Raw genomic sequence first — 22,492 nt, 5'->3', positions numbered from 1 at the left:
ATGGCCAATCAGGGCGAGCCAGGCAATTCCCTTCCCCGCCTGACGCCCCTGCGTGTCGGGACCGGTGCGCAGTTTTCCTGGTTCTGGCGTTGCGCCGAACGGCCCTGGTTGCTGCTTTTGCTGGCGGCCCTGCTGCTGGGCGCCGGCCTGGGACTTCGCCAGCCGAGCAACGTCGACGAAGAGCGCTTCCTCGGCGTGGCCCTGGAGATGCTGCAGAGCGGCGACTGGCTGATTCCCCACCGCGCCGCGGAAATCTATCCGGACAAGCCGCCGCTGTTCATGTGGCTGGTGGCGCTGCTGGTGCGCCTGGGGCTGGCGCCGAACCTGGCGCTGTTCCTGCCGGCCTTCGGCTCGGGCCTGGTAGCGACCGCCTGCCTCTACGACCTCGGCCGCCGCCTGTGGAACCGCCGCATCGGCCTCGTCGCCGGGTTGTTGTTCCTGGCTACCTACCAGACCTATTCGGTGCTGCGCGATGGCAGCATCGACGGTTTCCTCTGCCTGTGGATAAGCCTGGCCGTCTATGGCCTGTGCCGGCACCTGTTGCTCGGCCCGGCGTGGCGCTGGTTCTACCTGGCGTGCGCGGTGATGGGCCTGGGTGTCATCAGCAAGGGCGTGGGCTTCCTGCCGGCACTGATGCTGATTCCCTACGCCTATGCGGCGCGCAAGGGTTGGTCCGGCGTGGTGCGCATGCCCGGTCAGGCGCGCGCCTGGTGGCTGGGGCTGCTGGTGGCCCTGGGGGCTATCGCACTATGGCTGGTGCCGGTGGTGCTGCACGTGCTCCTGAGCGGCAGCGCCGATGGCCGCGCCTACCTCGACGACATCCTCCTGCACCAGACCGCCAAGCGCTACGCCAGCGCCTGGCAGCATCAGGAGCCGTTCTGGTACTTCTTCGCCAAGGTCATCCCGCAGTACTGGCTGCCTCTGGTGCTGACCCTGCCGTGGATGGTGCCCGCCTGGCGCCGCCAGCTGGCCCGCCATGACGGCCGCCTGCTGGTGCTGCTCGGCTGGGTGGCGCTGGTGCTGCTGTTCTTCAGCCTGAGCTCCGGCAAGCGCAAGCTCTACATCTTCCCCGCGCTGCCCGGCCTGGTGCTGGCCATGGCGCCGCTGGTGCCCTGGCTGCTGCGCCGCTGGTTTGCCGAGCGGCCGAGGGCGCGCAAGGTGTTCCTGGTCATCGCGGTGGTCTGGTTCACCGCCTGGTTCGCCCGCGGCTTCATCGAGCCGCTGCGCGACCCCGGCGATGACCGTCGTCCGCTGATGGCCGAGGTGGCTCGCCTGAGCGGCGGCGCCGAGCTGGTGCTGACCAACTGGCGCGAGGGGCATTGGCTCTACGCCCGCCAGCCGCTGGTGCACTTCGGCCTGGATACCCCCGACCCGCTGGGCAAGGCACTGACCTGGTTGCGCGGTCATCCGCAAGCGGTGGCCATGGTTTCCGCCGAAGGCCTCGAGCGTTGCTTCCACCGCGAGCGTGCCCGCGAAGTGAAGGGCGACTACGAGGAGCAGTGGTTCCTGGTCGACGCCGATGCCGACAACGGCCAGTGCGCCGACGACGCTTCCGCCCCGGCCTACCGCTTCGCCTGGAAGCCGCCGCTTTTCTGAGTTTCCACTTTCCTGGGAGTCCGAACGTGAACAGAGCTGCCGACAGCGTGGACGTCATGCAACTGCATCCCCTGCGTCGCCGCTTCGACCGGCGCACCTTGCTGTGGCTGCTCCTGGCCCTGGTGCTGGTCGTACCGGGCGTGACCTTGCTGCTCATGAAGCTCTTGCCGCAACAGGCCTACTTCTACTTCAGCAGCCAGCTGCACGCGTCCGAGTGGGCCGGGCGCAGCGTCTGGCTGCCGGACTACAAGGTGGTGATCGACGCAAAGCCGGTGAAGGGCATCGAATCCGACCTGTCCGCCCTGAGCTACGACTTCGACCACGACCGCCTGCTCGCCGTGACCAATGCCGGTGCCATGAAGCTGACGGTGTTGAGCAAGACTGGCGAGCTGCTGGCGCAGTACCCCATGACCGGTTTCGAGGACGTCGAAGGTGTGGCCTACCTAGGCGGCGGCCTGGTGGCGGTATCCGACGAGAACCTGCAGCAGATCGATTTCTTCGCGCTGCCGGATCAGCCCGGCCGGACGATCGACGCCCGCGAGGCGCAGTCGTTCGCCCTGGAGATCAAACCGAGCATCCACAACAAGGGCTTCGAAGGGCTCACCTACGACCCCGACCACGATCGCCTGTTCATCGGCAAGGAGCGCGGCCCGCGGCAGATCTACGAAGTCACCGGCATTCGCGCGAGCCTGGCCGGCAAGCTGCAGCTCAAGGTGATCGACCACACCGACTGGGTGAAGCGCAGCGTGTTCGGCACCGACATCTCCGACCTCCACTACGACCGCAAGAGCGGCCACCTGCTGGTGCTCAGCGAGGAGTCGAAGCTGATCATCGAGCTGGACGGGCAGGGCAAGCTGGTCAGCTTCCGCTCGCTCGGCGGCTTTGGCGACCTGAAACACGCGGCGCCCCAGGCCGAGGGGCTGACCATGGATGCCGACGGCAACCTCTACGTGGGCAGCGAGCCGAACCTCTTCTACCGCTTCGAGAAGCAGCGCTGAGGGGTTCGTTTCAAGGTGTGCTGAAGGCTGTCGCCGAGGCCCGCGGACGGCTCTTCTCCAGAGTCGCGCGAGCCTTTGTCATGCATCGCTGAAGGCGTTCATCAGGAGCCGCCGAAGGCTCACTGGCTCTGCTGCGCGCTGGCGCCTTCGGCCTGGGCCTGGCGCCGGATCAGCGCCAGGTTGCGCAGGTAGACCACGATGCCGAAGGACTGGCCGAGGATGATGATCGGGTCGCGCTGCGCCACGGCGTAGCTGAACAGCAGCACGCTGCCGGCCATCGACAGGTACCAGAAGTAGATGGGGTTGACCGGGCGTCCGGCGCGCTCGGAGTACCACAGCTGCAGCACGAAGCGCCCGGTGAAGAGCACCTGGCCGACCATGCCGATCACGGTCCACAGCGGGTCGGCGCCAGTGATGACCTTGAGGATCGGTTCAGGTTTCGACATCCAGCCCAAGGCGATCGCCACCGCCGCCCAGGTCAGCCAGGGCCAGGCGAAGAACAGCGGCCGGCCGCCGCTGTGGCGACGATCCAGTTCGAGATTGCGCAGGTAGATGGCGAGGCCGGCGAGCTGCCCCAGGCAGATCACCAGGTCGCGCTGGTGGGTGGCGTAGGCCAGCAGCAGCACGGCGCCGGCGCAGCTGAAATACCAGAAGTGCACCGGCATCAGGCTCTTGCGAGCGCGCTCGGAAAGCACCCATTGAACCAGGAAGCGAGCAGAGAAAGCCGCCTGTGCGGCCAGTCCGATGGCAAACCACAATGGATTGGCTGCGTTCAAGCAGAGCCCCCCGGTCGAATCGTCGAGCGCCGCGCATTTCGCGGCCTGTAGCGCTGCCCCGCAGTATACACGGGACGCATGTCTCTTTAATGGCGGCGACGAGTGGTCGGGCGGGATGACCGGGCGGGGCAGGGGCGGTCAACATTCCCCCGGTGCCTGCACGTCCGGGGGTGTGGACGGGGCACCGAGGCCAGGCGGCAGGAGCCGCAACACGAGGGGAATGGAAATCGACCTTGTCTTGTGGACAAGGTCGGACCCCGACCCTTCGAGGGGTACCTGACAAGTCTCCCGAAGGATGCGAGGCGGGCCAACGATAGAAGCTGGCCACTGGCCGGTCAATCGAAAACGACAAACGTGCGTTGGGCATGGCCGATATTCGAACCGAAACCAAGCCGGGGAAGCCGCTGACTTCGTTAGCCGGCTATCGGAGGTGTCTATACTGTTACCGAGTGTGTCAGCGACGCAGCGCCGGGCAAGGTTGGCGAAGCGTCTGATACGGGGCGGCCAGGGACTTCCGCCCAGACTTCCGGGAAGCCGTTCAACCCAACCAGAGAAGCCCCATGAACGCACCGTCCTCCGTACCGCAATACTCTGCCCATGAGCGCCGTACGCGCATCCTCGCCATCGTCGGCGCCTCCTCGGGCAACCTGGTGGAGTGGTTCGACTTCTACGTCTATGCCTTCACCGCCCTCTATTTCGCCCACGCCTTCTTCCCCTCGGACAACCCGACGGTGCAGTTGCTCAACACCGCCGGGGTGTTCGCCGCCGGCTTCCTGATGCGTCCCATCGGTGGCTGGATGTTCGGCCGCATTGCCGACAAGAAGGGCCGCAAGACCGCGATGATGATCTCGGTGCTGATGATGTGCGGCGGCTCGCTGGCGATTGCCGTGATGCCGACCTACGCGACCATCGGTGTCGCCGCGCCGGCCCTTCTGCTGCTCGCGCGGCTGTTCCAGGGACTTTCGGTGGGCGGTGAGTACGGCACCAGCGCGACCTACATGAGCGAAGTGGCGCTCAAGGGCCAGCGCGGCTTCTTCGCCTCCTTCCAGTACGTCACCCTGATCGGCGGCCAGTTGCTGGCAGTGCTGGTGGTGGTGGTCCTGCAGCAGCTGCTGACCACCGACGAGCTGAAGGAATGGGGCTGGCGGATTCCCTTCGTGGTCGGCGCGATCACCGCGGTGATCGCCTTCTACCTGCGTCGTTCGCTGAGCGAGACGGCCAAGGCCGACAACCTCAACCGCAAGGAGTCGGGCACCCTCACCGAGCTGTTCGCCCACCACAAGCGCGCCTTCTTCACCGTGCTCGGCTTCACCGCCGGCGGCTCGCTGATCTTCTACACCTTCACCACCTACATGCAGAAATACCTGGTGAACACCGCCGGGATGGACGCCAAGGTGGCCAGCGGCGTGATGACCTTCGCGCTGTTCTGCTACATGTGCATGCAGCCGCTGTTCGGTGCGCTGTCCGACCGCATCGGGCGCAAGACCTCGATGCTCTGGTTCGGCGCGCTGGGGATGATCTTCACCTGGCCGATCCTCTCCGCGCTGAAGGCCGTGAGCAGCCCCTACCTGGCTTTCGTGCTGATCATCGCGGCGATGGCCATCGTCAGCCTGTACACCTCGATCAGCGGCCTGATCAAGGCGGAGATGTTCCCGCCACAGATCCGTGCCCTGGGCGTGGGCCTGTCCTACGCGGTGGGCAACGCCATCTTCGGCGGCTCGGCGGAGTACGTGGCCCTGGGCCTGAAGAGCCTCGGCGTCGAGGAGTACTTCTACGTCTACGTCTCGGTCATGTGCGGCGTGGCGCTGGTGGTCTGCCTGCTGCTGCCGGACCTGCGCAAGGTCAGCTACCTCAACGACGAGGACTGATCCTCAGTCGCTGCCCCGGCCACGCAGCGCGTGGTCGGGCAGTGCCAGGGCGATCAGCAGCGCCAGGGCACCGAAGCCGGCGTTGATCAGAAACAGATGGCTGAACACCCGGTCCAGCGTCAGCCGCTGCGTCTCGTGGCCCGCGCCGCCCAGGCTTTCCAGCATCGCACTGGCCGAAAGGCCCTGGCCGGCGTCGCCCGCCAGCGGTTGCAGCATGGCCAGCAGCAGGGCCGACATCAGCGCGATGCCCACCGCGCCGCCCAGGGAGCGGAACAGCGTGATGTTGCTGGTGGCCACGCCCAGGTAGCGGGTGTCCACCGCGCTCTGCGCCGCCACCAGGCTGGTGGGGAACTGGGTGCCGGCGGCGATGCCGGTCAGCAGCATGCACAGACCCGAGAGCAGGTAGGCGTCCGGCGAAGCCAGCGCCAGACCGGCGATGGCGCAGGGCGTCAGCAGCGCACCGGCGACGATCTGCGGCTTGTAGCGCCCGAGGATCGCGGTCAGCCGGCCGCAGTAGTACGCGCCGATCGGCACCCCCATGGCCAGCGGCAGCAGGTGCAAGGCGGCGCTGTCGGCACCGGCGCCGGTGACCGACTGGAAGCGCAGCGGTACCAGCACCGACAGCGAGATGACCTGGAAACTGGCGAAGAAGCTGATCAGCCAGCTCAGCGTCGCCGCGCGGATGCGGAACAGGTGCATCGGCACCAGCGGTTCCGGCGCGCGGCGTTCCTGCAGCACGAACAATGCGATCAGCACCAGCGCGGCGGCGAACAACCCGAGCATCTGCGGATCGTTCCAGCGCGCGCCCTGGCCGACTTCGGTGATCGCCAGCAGCAGGCTGCCGAGCCCTGCGATCATCAGCGCGGTGCCCAGGTAATCGATCACCGGCTGCCGTCCCGGCACCGGCAGGCCGCGCAGGGTGCGGCGCGAGACCGCGAGGGCGACCAGGCCCACCGGCAGGTTGATCAGGAACACCCAGCGCCAGGACAGGTACTCCGTCAGCAGGCCGCCGAGCACGGGACCGGCGATGCTGGCCACGGCATACATGCTGCTGAAATAGCCCTGGTAGCGACCCCGTTCGCGCGGCGGGACGATGTCGCCGATGATCGCCTGGCTCACCGACATCATGCCGCCCGCGCCGATGCCCTGCAGCACGCGGGCCAGCACCAATTGCTCCATGCTCTGCGCGGCGCCGCAGAGTGCCGAGGCGGCGGTGAACAGGCCGATGGCGAACAGCATCAGCACGCGGCGCCCGTAGAGGTCGCCGAGCTTGCCGTAGATCGGCATGGAGATGGTCATCGCCACCATATAGCCGGAGATGACCCAGGCGAGCAGGTCGAAATCGCCGAAGCCGGCGGAGATCGCCGGTAGCGACACGGCGACGATGGTCTGGTCCAGCGCACCGAGGAAGATCGCCAGCATCAGCCCCACCAGTACGGTGCGGACCGCCGGACGCGGCGCGGAGAAGGTATTCAAGGTAGCCCCCTTCACTGCAGAGGTCCTCCGGTCGGAATGCATGCGGAGGGAGCGACAGTGTAGTCCAATGGAGTCATGGACTGACACGCCGACGCCATTGTTGCCGGCTGGGAAAGGCTCTATCTCAAGGCTGGAGACGAAGTCTCGCGGATGCGCTGCTACGCTTGCGTAGCGAACTATCGTTCCGCGCGTTGTTTTTTGGAACGCCCGGGGCCGGGTTGCACTCCACTGCAAGGGCCCCGGTCGACGCATCGCCACGGCGGTGCCCGATAGCGTTCCGCAGGCCAGGCCATAGGGACAGACTATGGAGGAACTGGTCTATAGTTTTTCAGCCCTGTGACCAGGAGGTATGCATGAAAGCCAATCTGCCCTCTGAGTTGCTGTCCCTGCAGTTGCCGTTGCGTATCCGCATCGGCGAGGCCCAGGCCTTCGACCTGGGGCCGGACCCGCAGGTAACTCTCGTCGTGCGTGACCCGACGCTGCTGACCGAGATCACCCAGCCCAGCCTCGATATGCTGGGCCGCGCCTACGTCGAAAGGCGCATGGATATCGAAGGCCCGATCGGCGAGGTGATCGCCATGGGCGATGCCCTGAGTGCGGCCCTTGGCAGCGACGATGGCGCGGTTGACTACGTGCGCAAAAGCCACGACAAGGCCACCGACGCCGAGGCGATCCACTACCACTACGACCTCTCCAATGACTTCTACCGGCTCTGGCTGGACCCGGAGATGGTGTACTCCTGCGCCTACTACGAGACCGGCCATGAGGACCTGGCCACGGCCCAGTTGGCCAAGCTGCGCCACCTGTGCCGCAAGTTGCGCCTGAAGCCGGGCGAGAAGTTGCTCGACGTCGGCTGCGGCTGGGGCGGGCTGGCGCGTCTGGCGGCGAAGGAATTCGGCGCCCTGGTGCACGGCATCACCCTCAGCGAGGAGCAGCTCAAGCTCGGCCGCGAGCGGGTCAAGGCCGATGGCCTGGAAGGCAAGGTGACCCTGGAGCTGCGGGACTATCGCGACCTGCCTCGCGACGGCCGTTTCGACAAGGTGGTCAGCGTCGGGATGTTCGAGCACGTCGGTCACGCCAACCTGGGCCTCTATTTCCAGCACCTGTTCGACGCGGTACGGCCGGGCGGGCTGGTGATGAACCACGGCATCACCTCCAGCAATACCGATGGGCGTCCGGTGGGGCGCGGCGCCGGTGATTTCATCGACCGCTACGTCTTCCCCCACGGCGAGCTGCCGCACCTGTCGCTGGCTGTTGCTCGCATGGGTGAGTCCGGGCTGGAGGTGGTCGATGTCGAAGGATTGCGCCTGCATTACGCGCGCACCCTGGACTTCTGGAGCGCGAGCCTGGAAGCGAAGCTGGCCGAAGCGGCGAAGATGGTGCCCGAACAGGCCCTGCGCATCTGGCGCCTTTACCTGGCCGGCTGCGCGTACGGCTTCAAGAAGGGCTGGATCAACCTGCACCAGATCCTCGCCAGCAGGCCGCATGCCGATGGCTCGGATGAGGTGCCGTGGAGCCGGCGCGATATCTACCAATGAGACTCGGGATGGGGCAGATCGTCCGGGTCTGCCCCGCGCGGCGCGTTCGGTATTCGACCAATGGTGATGTCGAAATGCTTGCATTGTGGGGCGCGAGAGGATAAACCGTCGCCTCCGTTTGGCTTATCCCTTCAGGTCATGGTGTCTTTCTACTCCGAGCTGTCCCTCGTCGAGCTGCCCGCCGACAACGCGCCCTGGCCCCTGCTGCTGTTGGCCGACCCTTGTCGCGAACAGGTCGAGCGCTATCTGCCGCAATCGCGTGTCCTGGCCCTGGCCGAGGAAGGCGCGGTGCGCGGGGTGCTGACCCTGACAGCACGCAGCTGGGGAGTCATCGAGATCACCAACCTTGCCGTGGCCGAGGAATGGCAGGGGCGTGGCCTGGGCCGGCGCCTGCTGGAGGCCGCGATCGATGCAGCGCGCAGCGCGGGTGCGCTGCGCCTGGATATCTGCACCGGCAATTCCAGCCTGGCGCAACTCGGCCTGTACCAGCGCATGGGCTTCCGCATCGCCAGTGTGGAGCATGATTACTTCTCGCTGAACTACCCCGAGCCCATCATCGAGAACGGCATCCGTTGCCGGGATCGTCTGCGCCTGGACATGGTGCTCTAGGCCCGCGTCCAGCGGCTGACCGCCACCGCGTCGTGGGCATGCAGGCTTTCCGCATGCACCACCTGCACCTCGAATCCGCTCACCTGTTCCAGCTGCACCAGCGCCCGGTGCAGCCGGCGTGCGGCATCCTCGCAGAACATCAGGTTCTGCCCGTTGGCCAGGGCGAAGGCCTGCTCGTCGGCACGCTTCACCGCAGTCTGCACGGCGGTGCCGAGGGCGGCTTCGGCCTGGTCGATCAGCGCGTTGAAGGGCAACTCCGCAACTGTCGGATCGAGCCTTAGGCGCAGCTGAGCCTCGCTGCGCTGGCTGTGCGGCGTGGCGACGATGCCCTGCGTGCTGCCGAGCCAGGCGCGGACTTCACCGGCGTGCAAGGTCCGGCCGGCGAAGTCGCTGTCGAAGCGCTCCTGGATCAACTGGCGCGCGAGGGCGGCGGAGCAGGGGCAGGTGGAGGAATAGGGCAGCGACAGGCACAGCTCCAGTTGCAGGGCGTCGCCTTCCCGCCGCGCGTGGATTTCGCAGGGATAGCGCTTCCAGCCGCTCAGCGGACTGACCAGCGCCGGGCGGCGCAGCATCAGTTCGAAGCGCAGCACCAGGCTGGCCTGCCGGGAAAGCTGCGCATGGCTTTCGAGGAAGCGCCCCAGCGTTTCACGCAGCAGGGCGGACGAGAGTTCGTTCTCGGCCAGCGCTTCCAGCGCCAGATACAGGCGCGACATGTGGATGCCCCTCGTCTCGGCATCATCGAGACTGACGCCCGCATCGGCAACGGCGGCAATGCGCTCGCCGGCGATCCGCAGCGGCACGGCAATGCCCCGCATGCCGACCCAGTCGAGCGCAATGGGCAGGTGGGTGGACTGGCAGGCGATGTCGGGGAGGAAGGCGGTCATGGGCGGGTCACGGATGGCAATTGTTATAATATAACGTATTTGCCTGGCAGCGATTGCGCAATGAATTCCTTCAGCGCGCCTGCTGCTTGCAGCCGCTGACCCGCCCGCAGGTCAGGCGGGAGCTGTCGCCGGAGGAGTTGCTGAAGCGGCTGATCGTGGTCCAGCCGATGCCCCGGCTGGTGCCGACCCATACCTGCCCGTCGCTGGCGATGCCGCTGAAGAAAGTCAGGTCGCCGTAGCGCGTGCCGGTCTGCGCCCAGTGCCGCCCACTGGCGGCCTCGAAGCCGCGCAGATAGGTGTCATGGCCCCGGGTGGCGACGCTGTAGAGATCGCCTGCGTCGGTCATGCAGGCCAGAACCTGCGCCGACCAGGCGCAGCGTGCCGGTGCTTCGCCGGGGAAGGGCAGCGGCGGCTGGCCGCTGGCGTGGGCGAGCGGGGCGAACAGGCAGAGCAGCAGGGCGCGGCGCAGCATCGGGAATCCGGAGCATCGGTGAGAGCAGTGGTATCGCACGTCGGTGGTCGCTTGTCGATCTTGCATTGTTATAATATAACATAAAAGATCACCTCCGATCCGGAGACGGCCATGACCGAACAGGAACTGCTCGCCCAGCCCGGCGAGGCCTACATGAGCGAGGCGCAACAGGGCTATTTCCGTGACCTGCTGCTGAACCAGCGCGGCGAGTTGCAGGCGCGCATCGACGAGGAATTCCATGCCCTGCAGGACGGCGAGCGGCCCAGCGACGACGCCGACCTCGCCAGCCGCGAGGAGGCGCGCCAATGGCAGCTGCGCGTGCTGGAGCGCGAAAAGAAGCTGCTGGACAAGATCGACCAGGCGCTGGAGCGCCTGGCCCGGGGCGAGTACGGCTGGTGCGAGGAGACCGGCGAGCCGATCGGCCTGCGCCGTCTGCTGCTGCGCCCTACCGCCTCGCTCTGTGTTGAGGCCAAGGAGCGCCAGGAACGGCGCGAACTGCACGTCCGCGAAGCCTGACTCTCTGGAGCACCCCGTGAACAAGCCACTCCCCGTTACCGTCCTGTCCGGCTTCCTCGGCGCCGGCAAGAGCACCCTGCTCAACCATGTGCTGAAGAACCGCGAAAACCTCAAGGTCGCGGTCATCGTCAACGACATGAGCGAAATCAACATCGACGGCCGCGAGGTGCAGCGCGACGTCAGCCTCAACCGGGGGCAGGAGCGCCTGGTGGAGATGAGCAACGGCTGCATCTGCTGCACCCTGCGCGAGGACCTGCTGGAAGAAGTCAGCCGCCTCGCCCGCGAGGGCCGCTTCGACTACCTGCTGATCGAGTCCACCGGCATCTCCGAGCCGCTGCCGGTGGCCGAGACCTTCACCTTCCGCGACGAGCAGGGCCGCAGTCTGTCCGACCTGGCGCGCCTGGACACCCTGGTCACGGTGGTCGACGGGCTGAACTTCCTCGCCGACTACGAGGGCGCCGACAGCCTTGCCGAGCGTGGCGAAACCCTTGGCGAGGACGACGAGCGCTCGCTCAGCGACCTGCTGGTGGAGCAGGTGGAATTCGCCGACGTGATCCTGGTGAGCAAGATCGATCTGATCGGCAACGCCGAGCGCGACGAGTTGCTGGCGATCCTGCGCAAGCTCAATCCGGACGCCTATATCCAGCCCATGGTGATGGGCCAGGTGCCGCTGGCGCGCATCCTCGATACCGGACGCTTCGACTTCCAGCGTGCCGCCCGCGCCCCTGGCTGGCTCAAGGAACTGCGCGGCGAGCACCAGCCGGAGACCGAGGCCTATGGCATTTCCTCCACCGTCTACCGCGCGCGGCGCCCCTTCCACCCGCAGCGTTTCCACGACTTCCTCGCCCGGCCCTGGAGCAACGGCCGGCTGCTGCGCTCGAAGGGCTTCTTCTGGCTGGCCAGCCGCTACCGCGAGGCGGGCAGCTGGTCCCAGGCCGGCGGCCTGATGCGCCATGGCCTGGCCGGGCGCTGGTGGCGCTTCGTGCCGCGCGAATCCTGGCCGCAGGACACCGCCGAGCTGCAGGTCGTGCTCAAGCATTGGGATGGCGACAGCGGCGACTGCCGGCAGGAGCTGGTGTTCATCGGCCAGGACCTGGACTTCGGCCGCCTGTTCGCGGAGCTGGACCGCTGCCTGCTGGACGATGCCGAGATGGCCGCCGGCGCCAACGCCTGGAAGCATCTGCCCGACCCCTTCGACCCCTGGGAGGCGCAGGCCTGATGCTCGCTCTCGACACGCCGGCCTGGCCGCGCCAGGTGCTAGGGAGCGATCCGCAGGTGCTGGCCGAGGTCCTGAAGGATGATGTCAACCTGGCCGTCTGGCAACGCACGCTTTACCCGGAACTCAGCGCCTTCGCCGATCGACTGGGTAGCCGGCCGCTGGACCTGAAGCAGAGTCTGGATGTGCAGGATGAGCGCGTCGTGCTGGGTGAACTGCTCGAGCATGCACCTTTCGACGGCTGCGCGCTGTTCCGCGCCGACCTGGAGTGGCTGCTGGAAGCCTTTGCCTGCCTCACGGGCGCTCGCCGCATCGGCCTGCGCGTGCGCAGTCTGGACTGCGCCATGTGCCCACGCTTTCACGTCGACCATGTGCCGCTGCGGCTGGTCACCACCTACGCTGGTCCTGCCAGCCAGTGGCTGGAGGAGGGGACGATGGCCCGCACCTGCTTGGGCGAGCCGACGGCGGAGCCCGCCGGCTCTGCGCTGATACGTCAGATGGCGGCCGGCGATGTGGGGTTGTTCAAGGGCGAGAAGTGGGCCGGCAATCTTGGCCGCGGCATCGTCCACCGCTCGCCGCAACCGGCGCCTGGTGAGCGGCGCCTGCTGCTGACGCTGGACTGGCTGGGCTGAATTCCGCACCACCGGACCGGCGCCGGACAGGCAAAAAAAATGGGTCGTCAGGGGATGACGACCCAATTCACCAAGATCATGTTCGGCGTGGGGTGCCGAGAGGGTGTGAGGTACCCAGCGACAGTAAGCCTGAGGCGTATGACAGGCCGATGACCGTGCCTCAGGGCTTGCGCCACTGGCCGTTGCTCTGGCCCTCGCAGAACGGCTGGAGGATGCGCGCGTCGCTGGCAACCCCGTAGTAATGGATATCCTGGCGGTAGGGCATGCCCTGCACCTGGGCGTTCTCGCAGACGCCGAAAGCACCGCTCGGGCAACTGTCGGCATAGGTGACCTGGACTTTCTGGTCCTTCAGTTGCGGCTGGCAGAATCCTTCGCGGAACAACTTGGCGGGAATGCTGCGATTCTGCTGGCAGACCTTCACGTCGAGGTTGGCGCCCTGGCTGTGCACCACGCAGGCTTCGCCGTGGGCGAGCAGCGGCAGGCAGGCGAGGGCTACGGGCAGGAGCTGGCGCATGGTCGATCCGGGGTGCGATAAGAAGCCGCGACTCTAGCGCTTTTCCCGGCGAGCGTCAGGCGGCACCATGGCGGAATGTTGAAGCAGATCCCGACTCATCTCATCGCCGGCCCTCTCGGGGCGGGCAAGACCAGCCTGCTGCGCGACCTGCTGGCCCAGCGCCCGGCGGACGAGCGCTGGGCGGTGCTGGTCAACGAATTCGGCCAGGTCGGCCTGGATGCCGCACTGCTCAGCCGCGACGAGGACGGTGTCGCCCTCGGCGAAGTCGCTGGCGGCTGCCTGTGCTGCGTGAATGGCGCGCCTTTCCAGGTCGGTCTCGGCCGGTTGCTGCGCAAGGCCCGGCCGCAGCGGCTGTTCATCGAACCCTCCGGCCTCGGCCATCCGTCCCAGCTGCTGGCGCAACTGGGCGCCGCGCCCTGGCAGGGCGTGCTGGCGGTGCAGCCGCTGGTGATGGTGCTGGATGCCGCGGCGCTGGCGGCCGGGCAAGCGTTGCCCGAGTCGCAGCAGAATGCGCTGGGGCAGGCCGGGCTGTTGCTGCTGAACAAGAGCGAGGCCCTCGATGATGCGGCCCGCGCCGCGCTGCTGGCCGGCTTGCCGGCGCTGCCGACACGCTGGACCACCCAGGGCCGGCTGGCGCTCCCCGAGTTGCCCAGCGTGCCCCTGACCGAGCCCGCGGCCGAATTACCGGTGCTGCCCAGAGGCGTGGAAGGCGTCGTGCTGCTGCGCCGCGACCAACCCTTGCGGCAGGAGCGCATCGAGGAGGGGCGGCAGGCGATTGGCTGGCGCTTCCACCCGGACTGGCGTTTCCGTATCGGCGAACTGGATGCGTGGCTGGCCACGCTGCCCGGCCTGCTGCGGGCCAAGGCGGTCCTGCATGGCGAGGCGGGGTGGACGGCGTGCAACCGCACCGACCGGCCAGCGGCCTGGACGGACAGCGCCTGGCGTCGCGACAGTCGGATCGAATTGATCCTGGCCACGGAAATCGACGCGCAGTTGCTTCAGGATGCGCTTCTGCGCTTTGCCATCGCTCCGCTCTGACGGACGAGGTTGCCCTTGCGGGCTGAGTGAATGATAATAATTATCAGAAGATAGTGCTTCCTGAACTCTTTCCGCAGGAATTCTCATGTCCTTACCCCAACTGCGCGAAGCGGCTGATAGCGATCTTGCCGTGTCCGCCGAGGCCCCGCTGTTTCCCGCCACGAAGGCGGAAGACGGCGCCGTGCTGCCTAGCGTGAACGCCCAGCGCGTCAGCGAGGCCAACCTGCGTCTGGTCAGTTGCGAGGGTGAGCGTCGGGATGCGGAAGTGGTTCCCGAAGAGGTGCTGATCCCCTACGCCATCCCCGTGGAAGGCGTGGAGGAGGGCGAAGAACCACCGCGTCGTGGCGGCTGGTGGAAGTCCTCGGGCCTGGCGATCGGCATGCACGTCGCGATTGTCGCCGCGCTGTTCTGGGTCGTGCCGACGCCGGCTGAGCTGAACCTGGGACAGGGCGAGATGCCCAAGGCGATGCAGGTCAGCATCGTCACCCTGCCGCCCAAGCCCGAGCCGGTGCAGCAACCGCCGGCCGCCGCGCCAGTGCCGACCCCGCCTGAACCGGAGCCGCCCAAGCCGGTCGAGCCGCCCAAGCCGAAACCCAAGCCGGTGGAAAAGGCCATTCCCAAGGTCGCGCCCAAGCCCAAGCCGAAACCCAAGCCCGAGCCTGAGGCGGAAGCTGCGCCGGAAACCACCGCGCCGCCGACCCCGGCCGCCCCGCCGCCGCCCGCCGCGCCCACCGTTGGCCAGTCCACCCCCGGTGCGCAGTCGGCGCCGACCGGCTCCCAGGGCCCTGCCGGCCTGCCGACCGGCAGCCTCAACGACAGCGACATCAAGCCGCTGCGCATGGACCCGCCGACCTACCCGCGCCTGGCCCAGGCGAAGCAGATCCAGGGCCACGTGAAGGTGCTGTTCACCATCACCAGCGATGGCCGGATCACCGACATCCAGTTCCTCGAATCGACCCCGCCGCGCGTGTTCGAGCGCAGCGTGCGCGATGCCATGGAAAGATGGCGCTTCGAGCCCCGTACGGTCGGCGGCCGGATCGTCGCGCGCCAGGCGACCAAGGTGTTCAACTTCGAGTTGAAGAAAGCCCGCTGAGGTGTTTCCGCACTCAACAAAAAACGCGCCCAGGGGCGCGTTTTTTGTTGCCGCGATTCGCACCGCATGGCTCTTCGTAGGAGCGAGCTTGCTCGCGAACAGGATTAGCCGGCCCGATTGAAGTCGGGCGGTTCGCGAGCAAGCTCGCTCCTACAAGGGCAGCAGCTCCGCACGCAACAACTCCAGCGCCTCCCGCGTCCCGCCAACGGCGACCTGCGCCGGCACGCCGAGCATCAGGTTCAGCGGCAGGCCGAAGGCTTCCACCTGGTTGCCGTCGCGGTCGCGGCCCGGCTGGTTGCCCTTCCACTCGCACGGCAGGCGCTCGGCGCAACTGCCGCCTTCCTGGATGTAGCCGTACAGCGGCTTGCCGAGCGCGGCGGCATAGCCCAGCTCGAAGGCCGTGCCGCTGTCCGGTTCGGCGCCGCGGAAGGGGTTGAGGTTGGCGACCACCGCGTCGGCCTCGGCGATCAGGGCGAGGTTGGCCTGGTAGATCCACAGCGCCTGGTCCTGCGGCCGGTCAATCCCCTCGGGCACCGAGTGATCCAGCGGATACAGCCCCTGCAGGCCGAACTCGGCGCACAGGGCCTTGAGCCGTTCGCCCTGCTCGAAGGCATCGGGGCGGAACACGTCGGGGCCGGCGAGGTAGATCTTGAGCATGGTCAGAGTCCCATCAGCGACAACATCAGGAAGGTGGCGAACAGCACGAAGTGGGTCATGCCCTCGATGGCGTTGGTCTTGCCGTCGTGCAGGTTGAAGCCGGCCACCACCAGGGTGATGAACATCATGCCGGTCTGCAGCGGGGTCATCGCCATCTGGATCGGCTGGCCCTTGAACAGCGCCAGGGCCTCGATCACCGGCACGGTGAGGATCACCGTGGACAGCGAGGCGCCCAGGGCGATGTTGACCACCGGCTGCATGCGGTTGGCCAGTGCGGCGCGCAGCGCGGTGAGGATTTCCGGGCTGGCGGAGATCGCCGCCACCAGCAGCGCCGGGACGATCGCGGGCACGCCGCTGCCTTCCAGGCCGACGTCCAGGGCCTTGGACATCACCTCGGCGAGCGCGCCGATCAGCACCACGCCAACCACCAGCAGGGCCATGGACTGTTTGCTGCTGCCCGCCGCCTCGTGGTCTTCGGCGTGTTCGCCGTGGGCCGCGTAGTTGTAGCTGAAGAAGTAGCTGTGCTGGCCGGTCTGCATGCGCAGGAACAGCGCATAGAGCATGACCATGCAGCCGATGGTGAAGAAGGAGTAGAGCTTCCACTGCTCGGCCGGGATCAGCTCCGGCACCACCATGGAGATGCCCACTGCGGTGAGGATCATGGTCACGTAGGTCTTGCCCGAGTCGTCGTTGTACGACTGCTCGCCGTGCTTGAGGCCACCCAGCAGCGCGGCCAGGCCGAGGATGCCGTTCATGTCCAGCATCACCGCGGCGTAGATGGTGTCGCGGGCCAGGGTCGGGGAGTGGTTGTGGCCCATCATGATCGCCAGGATCACCACTTCCACCAGTACCGCCGCCAGGGTCAGGATCATGGTGCCGTAGGGCTCGCCGACCTTCTCCGCGAGGATTTCGGCGTGGTGCGCCACCCGCAGCGAGACGCCGATGATCACCGCCAGCAGGGCCGTGGCGGTGATCCCGGCGAGCAGCTTGCCGCCGCCCAGCAGCCCATGTTCCAGCGGGTACACCGCGATCGCCACCAGCAGGGCGAGGAGGAGGAATTTTTCGTCTTTGAGCGCGCGCAGCATCGAGGGCTTTCCATTTCCGGTTAGAGCGAGTGCGCCATCTTAGGCAATGCCCGGAAGGCGCACCAGACGCAGACGGACCTCGTCGGGGAGCGCCGGACTGTCAGCGCTCGGCGGTCAGTTCAGCCTGTGCCTTGCGCGGCGCATCCTCGATGTCCGCTACCTCGGCCTGCTTCTCCTGCAGCTTGGATTGGGCCTTGGCGATTTTCCCGGGATCGCCCTTGGCTTGGGCTTCGCGCAGGTCGACCTGGGCTTCCTGGACGTCTTCCTGCTTGTCGCGCAGTTTGTCCTCGAACTTCGTCACTCGCTGTTCGGGGCTCCAGGTCGAATGGGCGGCGCTGTGGTCGAAGCAGTGGGCATTGGTTTCGCTCAGTGCCCTTTTCAGGCCGGCTACGCGATGGCTATTGCCATACTGTTGCGCCTTCTGGAGCTGATACTCGAGCGAGGCCCGCTTGTGCGCGCAATCCGCGGAAGCCAGGGTGGAGAACCCTGCAGTCATGGCGAATACAAGAGGAAGGACAGACAGTTGCCGCTTGGTCATAGTGAAAATCCTCAAACAAATTTCACAAGGCAGGAGAGATTTCTACCTCGACCACTTTAGGACGATCGTTCCACTAACCGGTACCGCTCGAAACCCAAGTAACCACTGGAAACTGTCGCTATTCCTGTAGGGCTATTCGCCGGGGCGTGCGACCTCGCATTCGCCCTGCGCTCTTCGCGGGCCGTGCGATAATTTCCCCGACCGCCTGATAACGAGACCTCACCATGTACGACTGGCTCAATGCCCTGCCCAAGGCCGAACTGCACCTGCACCTGGAGGGTTCGCTGGAGCCCGAGCTGCTCTTCGCCCTGGCCGAGCGCAACAAGATCGCCCTGCCCTGGGGCGACGTCGAGAGCCTGCGCAAGGCCTATGCCTTCAACAACCTGCAGGAATTCCTCGACCTCTACTACGCCGGCGCCGACGTGCTGCGCACCGAGCAGGACTTCTACGACCTGACCTGGGCCTACCTGCAGAAGTGCAAGGCGCAGAACGTCATCCACGTCGAGCCCTTCTTCGACCCGCAGACCCACACCGACCGTGGCATCCCCTTCGAGGTGGTGTTGCGTGGCATCCAGGGCGCGCTCAAGGACGGCGAGAAGCAACTGGGCATCCGCCATGGCCTGATCCTGAGCTTCCTGCGCCACCTCTCTGAGGATGAAGCGTTCAAGACCCTGGAACAGGCCATGCCGTTCCGCGACGCTTTCATCGCCGTCGGCCTGGACAGTTCCGAAGTGGGCCATCCGCCGAGCAAGTTCCAGCGCGTATTCGACCGCGCCCGCGCCGAAGGCTTCCTCACCGTGGCCCATGCGGGCGAAGAGGGTCCGCCGGAATACATCTGGGAAGCCCTGGACCTGCTCAAGATCGAGCGCATCGACCACGGCGTGCGCGCCATCGAGGACGAGCGCCTGATGCAGCGCATCATCGACGAGCAGATCCCGCTGACCGTCTGCCCGCTGTCCAACACCAAGCTCTGCGTGTTCGACCACATGCGCGAGCACAACATCCTCGACATGCTCGAACGCGGGGTGAAGGTGACGGTGAACTCGGACGACCCGGCCTACTTTGGCGGCTACGTCACCGAGAACTTCCAGGCGCTGCACGAGCACCTGGGCATGACCCAGGAGCAGGCGCAGCGGCTGGCGCAGAACAGCCTGGATGCGCGGCTGGTGAAATGACGCGTGGCGCCCTCCCCCTTCAGGGGAGGGCGATGGTATCGGCCGCCGCCGTCGAGGCCGTCAGCGCGGCGGGGAAGTCCGGGTGATAGATGGCCGCCCTCGGCGCATCGAGTATCCCGGTCTTGCGCAGCTTGCCCAGCACCCGTGCGTTGGCCTCGCACAGGCGCACCTCGATGCCGCGCCGCTGGAGGTCCTCGATCACTTCCTGCAGCGTCTGCAGGCCGGTGATGTCCATGAAGGGCACGCGGCGCAGGCGGATGATCAGCACCTTCGGGTCGGTGTGGGTGGTGACCAGGGCACGCTCGAAGGTCTCCACCGCGCCAAAGAACAGCGGTCCCTCGATGCTGTACACCAGCACCCCTGGCGGCAGTTCGGCCAGGCCGCGGCCGCGCAGCTCCACCTCCAGCTCCGGACCTTCGTTGGCGTGCACTTCCACCGACGATGCCATGCGCCGCATGAAGTGCAGCATGGCGAGGATCACGCCGATGTTCACCGCGATCACCAGGTCGCTGAACACCGTGAGCAGGAAGGTGATCAGCAGGATCGCCACGTCGGCCCGCGGCGCGCGCTTGACCATGAACACGAAGTGCCGCATTTCGCTCATGTTCCAGGCGACCACGAAGAGAATCGCCGACAGCGCGCAGAGCGGGATGTTCGAGGCCAGCGGGGCGAGGAACAGCAGGATCAGCACCAGGGTCGCGGCATGAGTGACGCCGGCCAGCGGACTATTGCCGCCGTTGCGGATGTTGGTGGCGGTGCGGGCGATGGCGCCGGTGGCGGCGAAGCCACCGAACAGAGGGGTGACCAGGTTGGCGATGCCCTGGCCGATCAGCTCCTGGTTGGAATCGTGGCGGGTGCCGGCCATGCCGTCGGCGACCACCGCCGAAAGCAGCGACTCGATGGCGCCGAGCATGGCGATGGCGAAGGCCGGGCCGATCAGTTCCAGCACGCGCGGCAGGGTCACCTCCGGCAGGCTGAAGCTCGGCAGACCCTGGGGAATGCCGCCGAAGGCGCTACCGATGGTGGCCACGCCGTCGAAGTGGAACAGCGACTGGATGGCCGTCACCACCACCATCGCCACCAGCGGGCCGGGCACCCGCTGCAGCGCCTTGATGCGCGGCGTGAAGAGCACCAGCGCCAGGCTCAGTAGCGCCAGCAGGGTGGTCGCGATGTGCAGTTGCGGCAGTGCCTGCAGCAGGTGCCAGAGCTTCTGGTGGAAGTGTTCGCCGCTGACGGCGGGCAGGCCGAAGAAGTCCTTCCACTGGCCGACCCAGATGATCACTCCGATGCCGGCGGTGAAGCCGACGATCACCGGCGCCGGGATGAAGCGGATGATCACGCCCAGGCGGCTCATGCCCAGCAGCACGAGGATGGCGCCGGCCATCAGCGTGGCGATCTGCAGGCCGTCGACGCCGTACTTGGCGGTGATCCCGGCGAGGATGACGATGAAGGCGCCGGTGGGCCCGGCGATCTGCACCCGGCTGCCGCCCAGCACAGAGACCAGCGCGCCGGCCAGGATCGCCGTATAGATGCCCTGTTCCGGCTTCACCCCGCTGGCGATGGCGAAAGCCATGGCCAGCGGCAGTGCCACCACCCCGACTATCACCCCGGCCACCAGATTGCGTGTCCAGTGCTCACGGCCGAACAGGCCGGCCTTCCAGGCGTCTCGCAGAGCGATCATCGCAGTCTCCGACGGTGTACTGGCTGTGGATACTAACAGGGCGGCGGATGGCCGGGCGCTGGCGCAGGTCACGGCCGCGGCGTGCTGTCGCAGGTTGAACGGTGTGAACAAAATATTGCACAACCCTGATGGCGCCTGCTGTCCGGCGTGCTCTTCAGGCGCCTATATATGGGCGTTCATACCCATGATCGACGGCGTCGATTTGCCTGATGACCCGAAAATCGGCATAATGTGTTCATTATGTTGAACATCAAGGCTCTACCTCTCCCCACTTCCCGCCTGGTTTCGCGCGAGCGTTACTGGACCGGCGACCTCTAGCCCCTCCCTTCGGTAGCCACCTGAGCGTGGCGCCAAGCGCGGCGGAACCTCCGTCGCCCGAGTCGGCGCCACCGAACCCGAACCGAAAACCGCCGCAAGGATGCTTTCAGAGCCTTTTTACGATCCAGCGAGCTAGAGCTGGAGTAGGCGGAAAGTAGCCGAAGAGCGGAGTTTGCGACTGCAAATGAGCATCTGAGGGTAGTTTCCAACGCCCTCCAGCCGACGCGCAGCAGATCGTAAACAGGCTCTTAGATTGCGCGCGGCCGCCCATGGAGGGCTTGTACCATGCGTTCCTGGATCTATCTGTTTGCCGCCATCGGCTTTGAAGTCGTTGGCACCACGTCGATGAAATTCACCCATGCGCTGTACCCGGTCGCGGGTCTGCTGCTGATGTACCTGATGGTCGGCCTGTCGTACTACTTCCTGTCCCTGGCCATCAAGCATGTGCCGGTGGGCGTGGCCTACGCCCTGTGGGAAGGCATCGGCATCGTGCTGATCTCCCTGGTCAGCGCCGCCTGGCTGGGCGAGGACCTGACCTTGGAGAAGGCTCTGGGCCTGGTCGTGATGATCGCCGGCATCCTGCTGGTGAAGTCCGGCACCCGCAAGAACGAGCGTGAGACCGACATGGAGGCCGTAGCATGCTGAACCATGACCTGATTCCGATGGCCTGGCTGGGCCTGGCCATCGTCCTGGAAGTGATTGCCAACCTGCTGCTGAAGTATTCCGACGGCTTCCGCAAGCGCCTCCTCGGCGTCACCTCGATTCTCTTCGTGCTGGCTGCCTTCACCGCGCTGTCCCAGGCGGTCCGTGGTATCGAACTGTCGGTGGCCTACGCGGTGTGGGGCGGCTTCGGCATCCTCGCCACCGTGGCCATGGGCTGGGCCCTGTTCGGCCAGCGCCTGTCCTGGCGCGGCTGGCTGGGCCTGGCGATGCTGATCCTGGGCATGGGCCTGCTGAAGCTGGCCTGATCACCCTGCATCGTCCGGAAGGCGGAGTCTCCGAAAGGGGCTCCGCCTTTTTCATGGGCGCTGCCTGTCGGCGGTTTGTGTCTCGGCATGCGGGATCGTTCATCTATTGTGTTGAGACGCTTCCTACAGCTCTGCTTCCACCGTGAGGCTATGCTCGATGGGTCCACAGGGCTGTGGATTGTTCGTTCCGATCGATGAGAAGGACCTTCATGATCTCCGTCTACCAACTCAAGTCGCGCTTCCAGAACCTCCTGCGTCCCCAGGTGACGCGCCTGCACCAGCGTGGCGTGACCGCCAACCAGGTGACGCTCGCCGCGTGCGGCGCCTCGCTGCTGGTCGCGCTGGTCGTCGCGCTGCTCAGTGCCCATCTCTGGATTTTCCTGCTGATTCCGCTGTGGATGTTCGTGCGCATGGCGCTCAACGCCATGGACGGGATGCTCGCCCGCGAGTTCGGCCAGCAGTCGAAGCTCGGCGCCTACCTCAACGAACTCACCGACGTGATCGCCGACAGCGCCCTGTACCTGCCGTTCGCCCTGCTGCCGGGCGTCGCGCCAGGGCTGGTGGTGCTGGTGGTGCTGCTGGCGATCATCAGCGAGTACGCCGGCGTGCTGGGCGTGATGGTCGGCGCCTCGCGCCGCTATGACGGTCCGATGGGCAAGAGCGACCGCGCGCTGTGCTTCGGCATTTTCGGCGCGGGGCTGGCGACGGGAATCCTGCCGCTGGGCTGGCTGAACGACCTGCTGGTGGTGGTGGCGGTGCTGCTGCTGCTGACCATCGTCAATCGCGTGCGCCATGGCCTCTCCGAGCAGCGGGAGAAGTCCGCCGCCTGAGTACGCACCAAGAC

Annotated in this window: 23 protein-coding genes; 14 read left to right on the top strand and 9 right to left on the bottom strand. The window is 66.5% G+C overall.

Features of this window, described 5'->3' with window-relative positions; translation table 11 throughout:
- Both ACQ5BL_RS17425 and ACQ5BL_RS17420 read left to right on the top strand, forming a co-directional pair.
- Positions 1-1,596, top strand: a complete 1,596-nt coding sequence (locus ACQ5BL_RS17425; RefSeq protein ID WP_243808639.1) for an ArnT family glycosyltransferase — start codon at positions 1-3, stop codon at positions 1,594-1,596.
- Positions 1,597-1,622: 26 nt separating this feature from the next.
- The gene (locus ACQ5BL_RS17420) at positions 1,623-2,594 is read left to right on the top strand and encodes an SdiA-regulated domain-containing protein (protein ID WP_207885832.1); all 972 of its coding nucleotides are present in this window, start codon (positions 1,623-1,625) and stop codon (positions 2,592-2,594) included.
- 119 nt (positions 2,595-2,713) lie between these two features.
- On the opposite strand, the gene ACQ5BL_RS17415 is transcribed toward ACQ5BL_RS17420, so the two are convergent.
- Positions 2,714-3,370 (bottom strand): lipid-A-disaccharide synthase N-terminal domain-containing protein, encoded by a 657-nt coding sequence (locus ACQ5BL_RS17415; protein WP_430293196.1) that lies wholly within the window; start codon positions 3,368-3,370, stop codon positions 2,714-2,716.
- A gap of 560 nt (positions 3,371-3,930) precedes the next feature.
- Here ACQ5BL_RS17415 and ACQ5BL_RS17410 point away from each other — a divergent pair.
- On the top strand, positions 3,931-5,238 hold the full coding sequence (locus ACQ5BL_RS17410; RefSeq protein WP_243808640.1) for an MFS family transporter: 1,308 nt from the start codon (positions 3,931-3,933) through the stop codon (positions 5,236-5,238).
- Between the two features lie 3 nt (positions 5,239-5,241).
- Here ACQ5BL_RS17410 and ACQ5BL_RS17405 read toward each other — a convergent pair whose 3' ends face one another.
- Positions 5,242-6,756, bottom strand: a complete 1,515-nt coding sequence (locus ACQ5BL_RS17405; protein ID WP_279577377.1) for an MDR family MFS transporter — start codon at positions 6,754-6,756, stop codon at positions 5,242-5,244.
- A 311-nt stretch (positions 6,757-7,067) separates the two neighbouring features.
- Between ACQ5BL_RS17405 and cfaB the strand changes: the two genes are divergently transcribed.
- Complete coding sequence (gene cfaB / locus ACQ5BL_RS17400; protein ID WP_243808641.1) at positions 7,068-8,252, top strand: C17 cyclopropane fatty acid synthase CfaB; 1,185 nt, start codon at positions 7,068-7,070, stop codon at positions 8,250-8,252.
- A gap of 138 nt (positions 8,253-8,390) precedes the next feature.
- Positions 8,391-8,861 (top strand): GNAT family N-acetyltransferase, encoded by a 471-nt coding sequence (locus tag ACQ5BL_RS17395; RefSeq protein WP_243808642.1) that lies wholly within the window; start codon positions 8,391-8,393, stop codon positions 8,859-8,861.
- Here ACQ5BL_RS17395 and folE2 read toward each other — a convergent pair.
- Complete coding sequence (gene folE2 / locus ACQ5BL_RS17390; protein WP_243808643.1) at positions 8,858-9,745, bottom strand: GTP cyclohydrolase FolE2; 888 nt, start codon at positions 9,743-9,745, stop codon at positions 8,858-8,860. The two genes, ACQ5BL_RS17395 and folE2, sit on opposite strands and share 4 nt — an antisense overlap.
- Positions 9,746-9,815: 70 nt before the next feature.
- Entirely contained in the window at positions 9,816-10,217 is a 402-nt protein-coding gene (locus ACQ5BL_RS17385; RefSeq protein WP_243808644.1) for a hypothetical protein, read from the bottom strand.
- A 111-nt stretch (positions 10,218-10,328) separates the two neighbouring features.
- Here ACQ5BL_RS17385 and dksA point away from each other — a divergent pair, with 111 nt between their 5' ends.
- Genes dksA through ACQ5BL_RS17370 form a run of 3 tightly spaced genes read left to right on the top strand, consistent with a single transcriptional unit; the run spans position 10,329 to position 12,581 of the window.
- Positions 10,329-10,733 (top strand): RNA polymerase-binding protein DksA, encoded by a 405-nt coding sequence (dksA, locus tag ACQ5BL_RS17380; RefSeq protein WP_243808645.1) that lies wholly within the window; start codon positions 10,329-10,331, stop codon positions 10,731-10,733.
- Between the two features lie 16 nt (positions 10,734-10,749).
- On the top strand, positions 10,750-11,952 hold the full coding sequence (gene zigA / locus ACQ5BL_RS17375) for a zinc metallochaperone GTPase ZigA (RefSeq protein WP_243808646.1): 1,203 nt from the start codon (positions 10,750-10,752) through the stop codon (positions 11,950-11,952).
- A complete protein-coding gene (locus ACQ5BL_RS17370; RefSeq protein ID WP_243808647.1) occupies positions 11,952-12,581 on the top strand; it encodes a DUF1826 domain-containing protein in 630 nt (209 codons plus the stop codon). Before zigA ends, ACQ5BL_RS17370 begins: the two co-directional genes overlap by 1 nt.
- 160 nt (positions 12,582-12,741) lie before the next feature.
- On the opposite strand, the gene ACQ5BL_RS17365 is transcribed toward ACQ5BL_RS17370, so the two are convergent.
- Complete coding sequence (locus tag ACQ5BL_RS17365; RefSeq protein WP_243808648.1) at positions 12,742-13,095, bottom strand: NADH:ubiquinone oxidoreductase; 354 nt, start codon at positions 13,093-13,095, stop codon at positions 12,742-12,744.
- A gap of 75 nt (positions 13,096-13,170) precedes the next feature.
- Between ACQ5BL_RS17365 and ACQ5BL_RS17360 the strand changes: the two genes are divergently transcribed.
- Positions 13,171-14,133: a CobW-like GTP-binding protein gene (locus ACQ5BL_RS17360; protein WP_243808649.1), complete on the top strand. Its 963-nt coding sequence runs from the start codon at positions 13,171-13,173 to the stop codon at positions 14,131-14,133.
- An 85-nt stretch (positions 14,134-14,218) separates the two neighbouring features.
- Positions 14,219-15,226: an energy transducer TonB gene (locus ACQ5BL_RS17355; protein ID WP_243808650.1), complete on the top strand. Its 1,008-nt coding sequence runs from the start codon at positions 14,219-14,221 to the stop codon at positions 15,224-15,226.
- A gap of 150 nt (positions 15,227-15,376) precedes the next feature.
- Here the strand turns inward: ACQ5BL_RS17355 and ACQ5BL_RS17350 are convergent, their stop codons facing one another.
- From ACQ5BL_RS17350 to ACQ5BL_RS17340, 3 genes are all read right to left on the bottom strand, one after another.
- A complete protein-coding gene (locus tag ACQ5BL_RS17350) occupies positions 15,377-15,883 on the bottom strand; it encodes a nucleoside 2-deoxyribosyltransferase (RefSeq protein WP_430293195.1) in 507 nt (168 codons plus the stop codon).
- 2 nt (positions 15,884-15,885) lie between these two features.
- Complete coding sequence (locus tag ACQ5BL_RS17345; RefSeq protein ID WP_243808652.1) at positions 15,886-16,968, bottom strand: calcium:proton antiporter; 1,083 nt, start codon at positions 16,966-16,968, stop codon at positions 15,886-15,888.
- Between the two features lie 100 nt (positions 16,969-17,068).
- Positions 17,069-17,506, bottom strand: a complete 438-nt coding sequence (locus ACQ5BL_RS17340) for a DUF1090 domain-containing protein (protein WP_243808653.1) — start codon at positions 17,504-17,506, stop codon at positions 17,069-17,071.
- A gap of 224 nt (positions 17,507-17,730) precedes the next feature.
- Here ACQ5BL_RS17340 and ACQ5BL_RS17335 point away from each other — a divergent pair, with 224 nt between their 5' ends.
- Entirely contained in the window at positions 17,731-18,681 is a 951-nt protein-coding gene (locus ACQ5BL_RS17335; protein ID WP_243808654.1) for an adenosine deaminase, read from the top strand.
- A gap of 19 nt (positions 18,682-18,700) precedes the next feature.
- On the opposite strand, the gene ACQ5BL_RS17330 is transcribed toward ACQ5BL_RS17335, so the two are convergent.
- On the bottom strand, positions 18,701-20,362 hold the full coding sequence (locus tag ACQ5BL_RS17330; RefSeq protein WP_243808655.1) for a SulP family inorganic anion transporter: 1,662 nt from the start codon (positions 20,360-20,362) through the stop codon (positions 18,701-18,703).
- 603 nt (positions 20,363-20,965) lie between these two features.
- Here ACQ5BL_RS17330 and ACQ5BL_RS17325 point away from each other — a divergent pair.
- From ACQ5BL_RS17325 to ACQ5BL_RS17315, 3 genes are all read left to right on the top strand, one after another.
- Complete coding sequence (locus ACQ5BL_RS17325; RefSeq protein ID WP_243808656.1) at positions 20,966-21,325, top strand: SMR family transporter; 360 nt, start codon at positions 20,966-20,968, stop codon at positions 21,323-21,325.
- Positions 21,319-21,648, top strand: coding sequence for a multidrug/spermidine efflux SMR transporter subunit MdtI (gene mdtI / locus ACQ5BL_RS17320; RefSeq protein WP_243808657.1), 330 nt, complete (start codon positions 21,319-21,321; stop codon positions 21,646-21,648). Before ACQ5BL_RS17325 ends, mdtI begins: the two co-directional genes overlap by 7 nt.
- 209 nt (positions 21,649-21,857) lie before the next feature.
- Complete coding sequence (locus tag ACQ5BL_RS17315; RefSeq protein WP_243808658.1) at positions 21,858-22,478, top strand: CDP-alcohol phosphatidyltransferase family protein; 621 nt, start codon at positions 21,858-21,860, stop codon at positions 22,476-22,478.
- The last annotated feature ends 14 nt before the right edge of the window (positions 22,479-22,492 follow it).

This window comes from Pseudomonas sp. B1-22 (assembly GCF_050474425.1).
GTDB lineage: Bacteria > Pseudomonadota > Gammaproteobacteria > Pseudomonadales > Pseudomonadaceae > Pseudomonas.
Note: the sequence above shows the minus strand (reverse complement) of the source record. Positions and strands in the feature narration are given on the sequence as shown.

What these genes read in the sequence shown, in the direction of transcription:
- dksA (WP_243808645.1), top strand. Translation starts at nt 10,329, where the DNA reads ATGACCGAACAGGAACTGCTCGCCCAGCCCGGCGAGGCCTACATGAGC.
- ACQ5BL_RS17335 (WP_243808654.1), top strand. Translation starts at nt 17,731, where the DNA reads ATGTACGACTGGCTCAATGCCCTGCCCAAGGCCGAACTGCACCTGCAC.
- ACQ5BL_RS17345 (WP_243808652.1), bottom strand. Translation starts at nt 16,968, where the DNA reads ATGCTGCGCGCGCTCAAAGACGAAAAATTCCTCCTCCTCGCCCTGCTG.
- ACQ5BL_RS17315 (WP_243808658.1), top strand. Translation starts at nt 21,858, where the DNA reads ATGATCTCCGTCTACCAACTCAAGTCGCGCTTCCAGAACCTCCTGCGT.
- mdtI (WP_243808657.1), top strand. Translation starts at nt 21,319, where the DNA reads ATGCTGAACCATGACCTGATTCCGATGGCCTGGCTGGGCCTGGCCATC.
- ACQ5BL_RS17365 (WP_243808648.1), bottom strand. Translation starts at nt 13,095, where the DNA reads ATGCGCCAGCTCCTGCCCGTAGCCCTCGCCTGCCTGCCGCTGCTCGCC.
- ACQ5BL_RS17410 (WP_243808640.1), top strand. Translation starts at nt 3,931, where the DNA reads ATGAACGCACCGTCCTCCGTACCGCAATACTCTGCCCATGAGCGCCGT.
- ACQ5BL_RS17360 (WP_243808649.1), top strand. Translation starts at nt 13,171, where the DNA reads ATGTTGAAGCAGATCCCGACTCATCTCATCGCCGGCCCTCTCGGGGCG.
- ACQ5BL_RS17325 (WP_243808656.1), top strand. Translation starts at nt 20,966, where the DNA reads ATGCGTTCCTGGATCTATCTGTTTGCCGCCATCGGCTTTGAAGTCGTT.
- ACQ5BL_RS17405 (WP_279577377.1), bottom strand. Translation starts at nt 6,756, where the DNA reads ATGCATTCCGACCGGAGGACCTCTGCAGTGAAGGGGGCTACCTTGAAT.
- ACQ5BL_RS17425 (WP_243808639.1), top strand. Translation starts at nt 1, where the DNA reads ATGGCCAATCAGGGCGAGCCAGGCAATTCCCTTCCCCGCCTGACGCCC.
- ACQ5BL_RS17395 (WP_243808642.1), top strand. Translation starts at nt 8,391, where the DNA reads ATGGTGTCTTTCTACTCCGAGCTGTCCCTCGTCGAGCTGCCCGCCGAC.
- folE2 (WP_243808643.1), bottom strand. Translation starts at nt 9,745, where the DNA reads ATGACCGCCTTCCTCCCCGACATCGCCTGCCAGTCCACCCACCTGCCC.
- ACQ5BL_RS17355 (WP_243808650.1), top strand. Translation starts at nt 14,219, where the DNA reads ATGTCCTTACCCCAACTGCGCGAAGCGGCTGATAGCGATCTTGCCGTG.
- ACQ5BL_RS17340 (WP_243808653.1), bottom strand. Translation starts at nt 17,506, where the DNA reads ATGACCAAGCGGCAACTGTCTGTCCTTCCTCTTGTATTCGCCATGACT.
- ACQ5BL_RS17330 (WP_243808655.1), bottom strand. Translation starts at nt 20,362, where the DNA reads ATGATCGCTCTGCGAGACGCCTGGAAGGCCGGCCTGTTCGGCCGTGAG.
- ACQ5BL_RS17350 (WP_430293195.1), bottom strand. Translation starts at nt 15,883, where the DNA reads ATGCTCAAGATCTACCTCGCCGGCCCCGACGTGTTCCGCCCCGATGCC.
- ACQ5BL_RS17370 (WP_243808647.1), top strand. Translation starts at nt 11,952, where the DNA reads ATGCTCGCTCTCGACACGCCGGCCTGGCCGCGCCAGGTGCTAGGGAGC.
- ACQ5BL_RS17385 (WP_243808644.1), bottom strand. Translation starts at nt 10,217, where the DNA reads ATGCTGCGCCGCGCCCTGCTGCTCTGCCTGTTCGCCCCGCTCGCCCAC.
- cfaB (WP_243808641.1), top strand. Translation starts at nt 7,068, where the DNA reads ATGAAAGCCAATCTGCCCTCTGAGTTGCTGTCCCTGCAGTTGCCGTTG.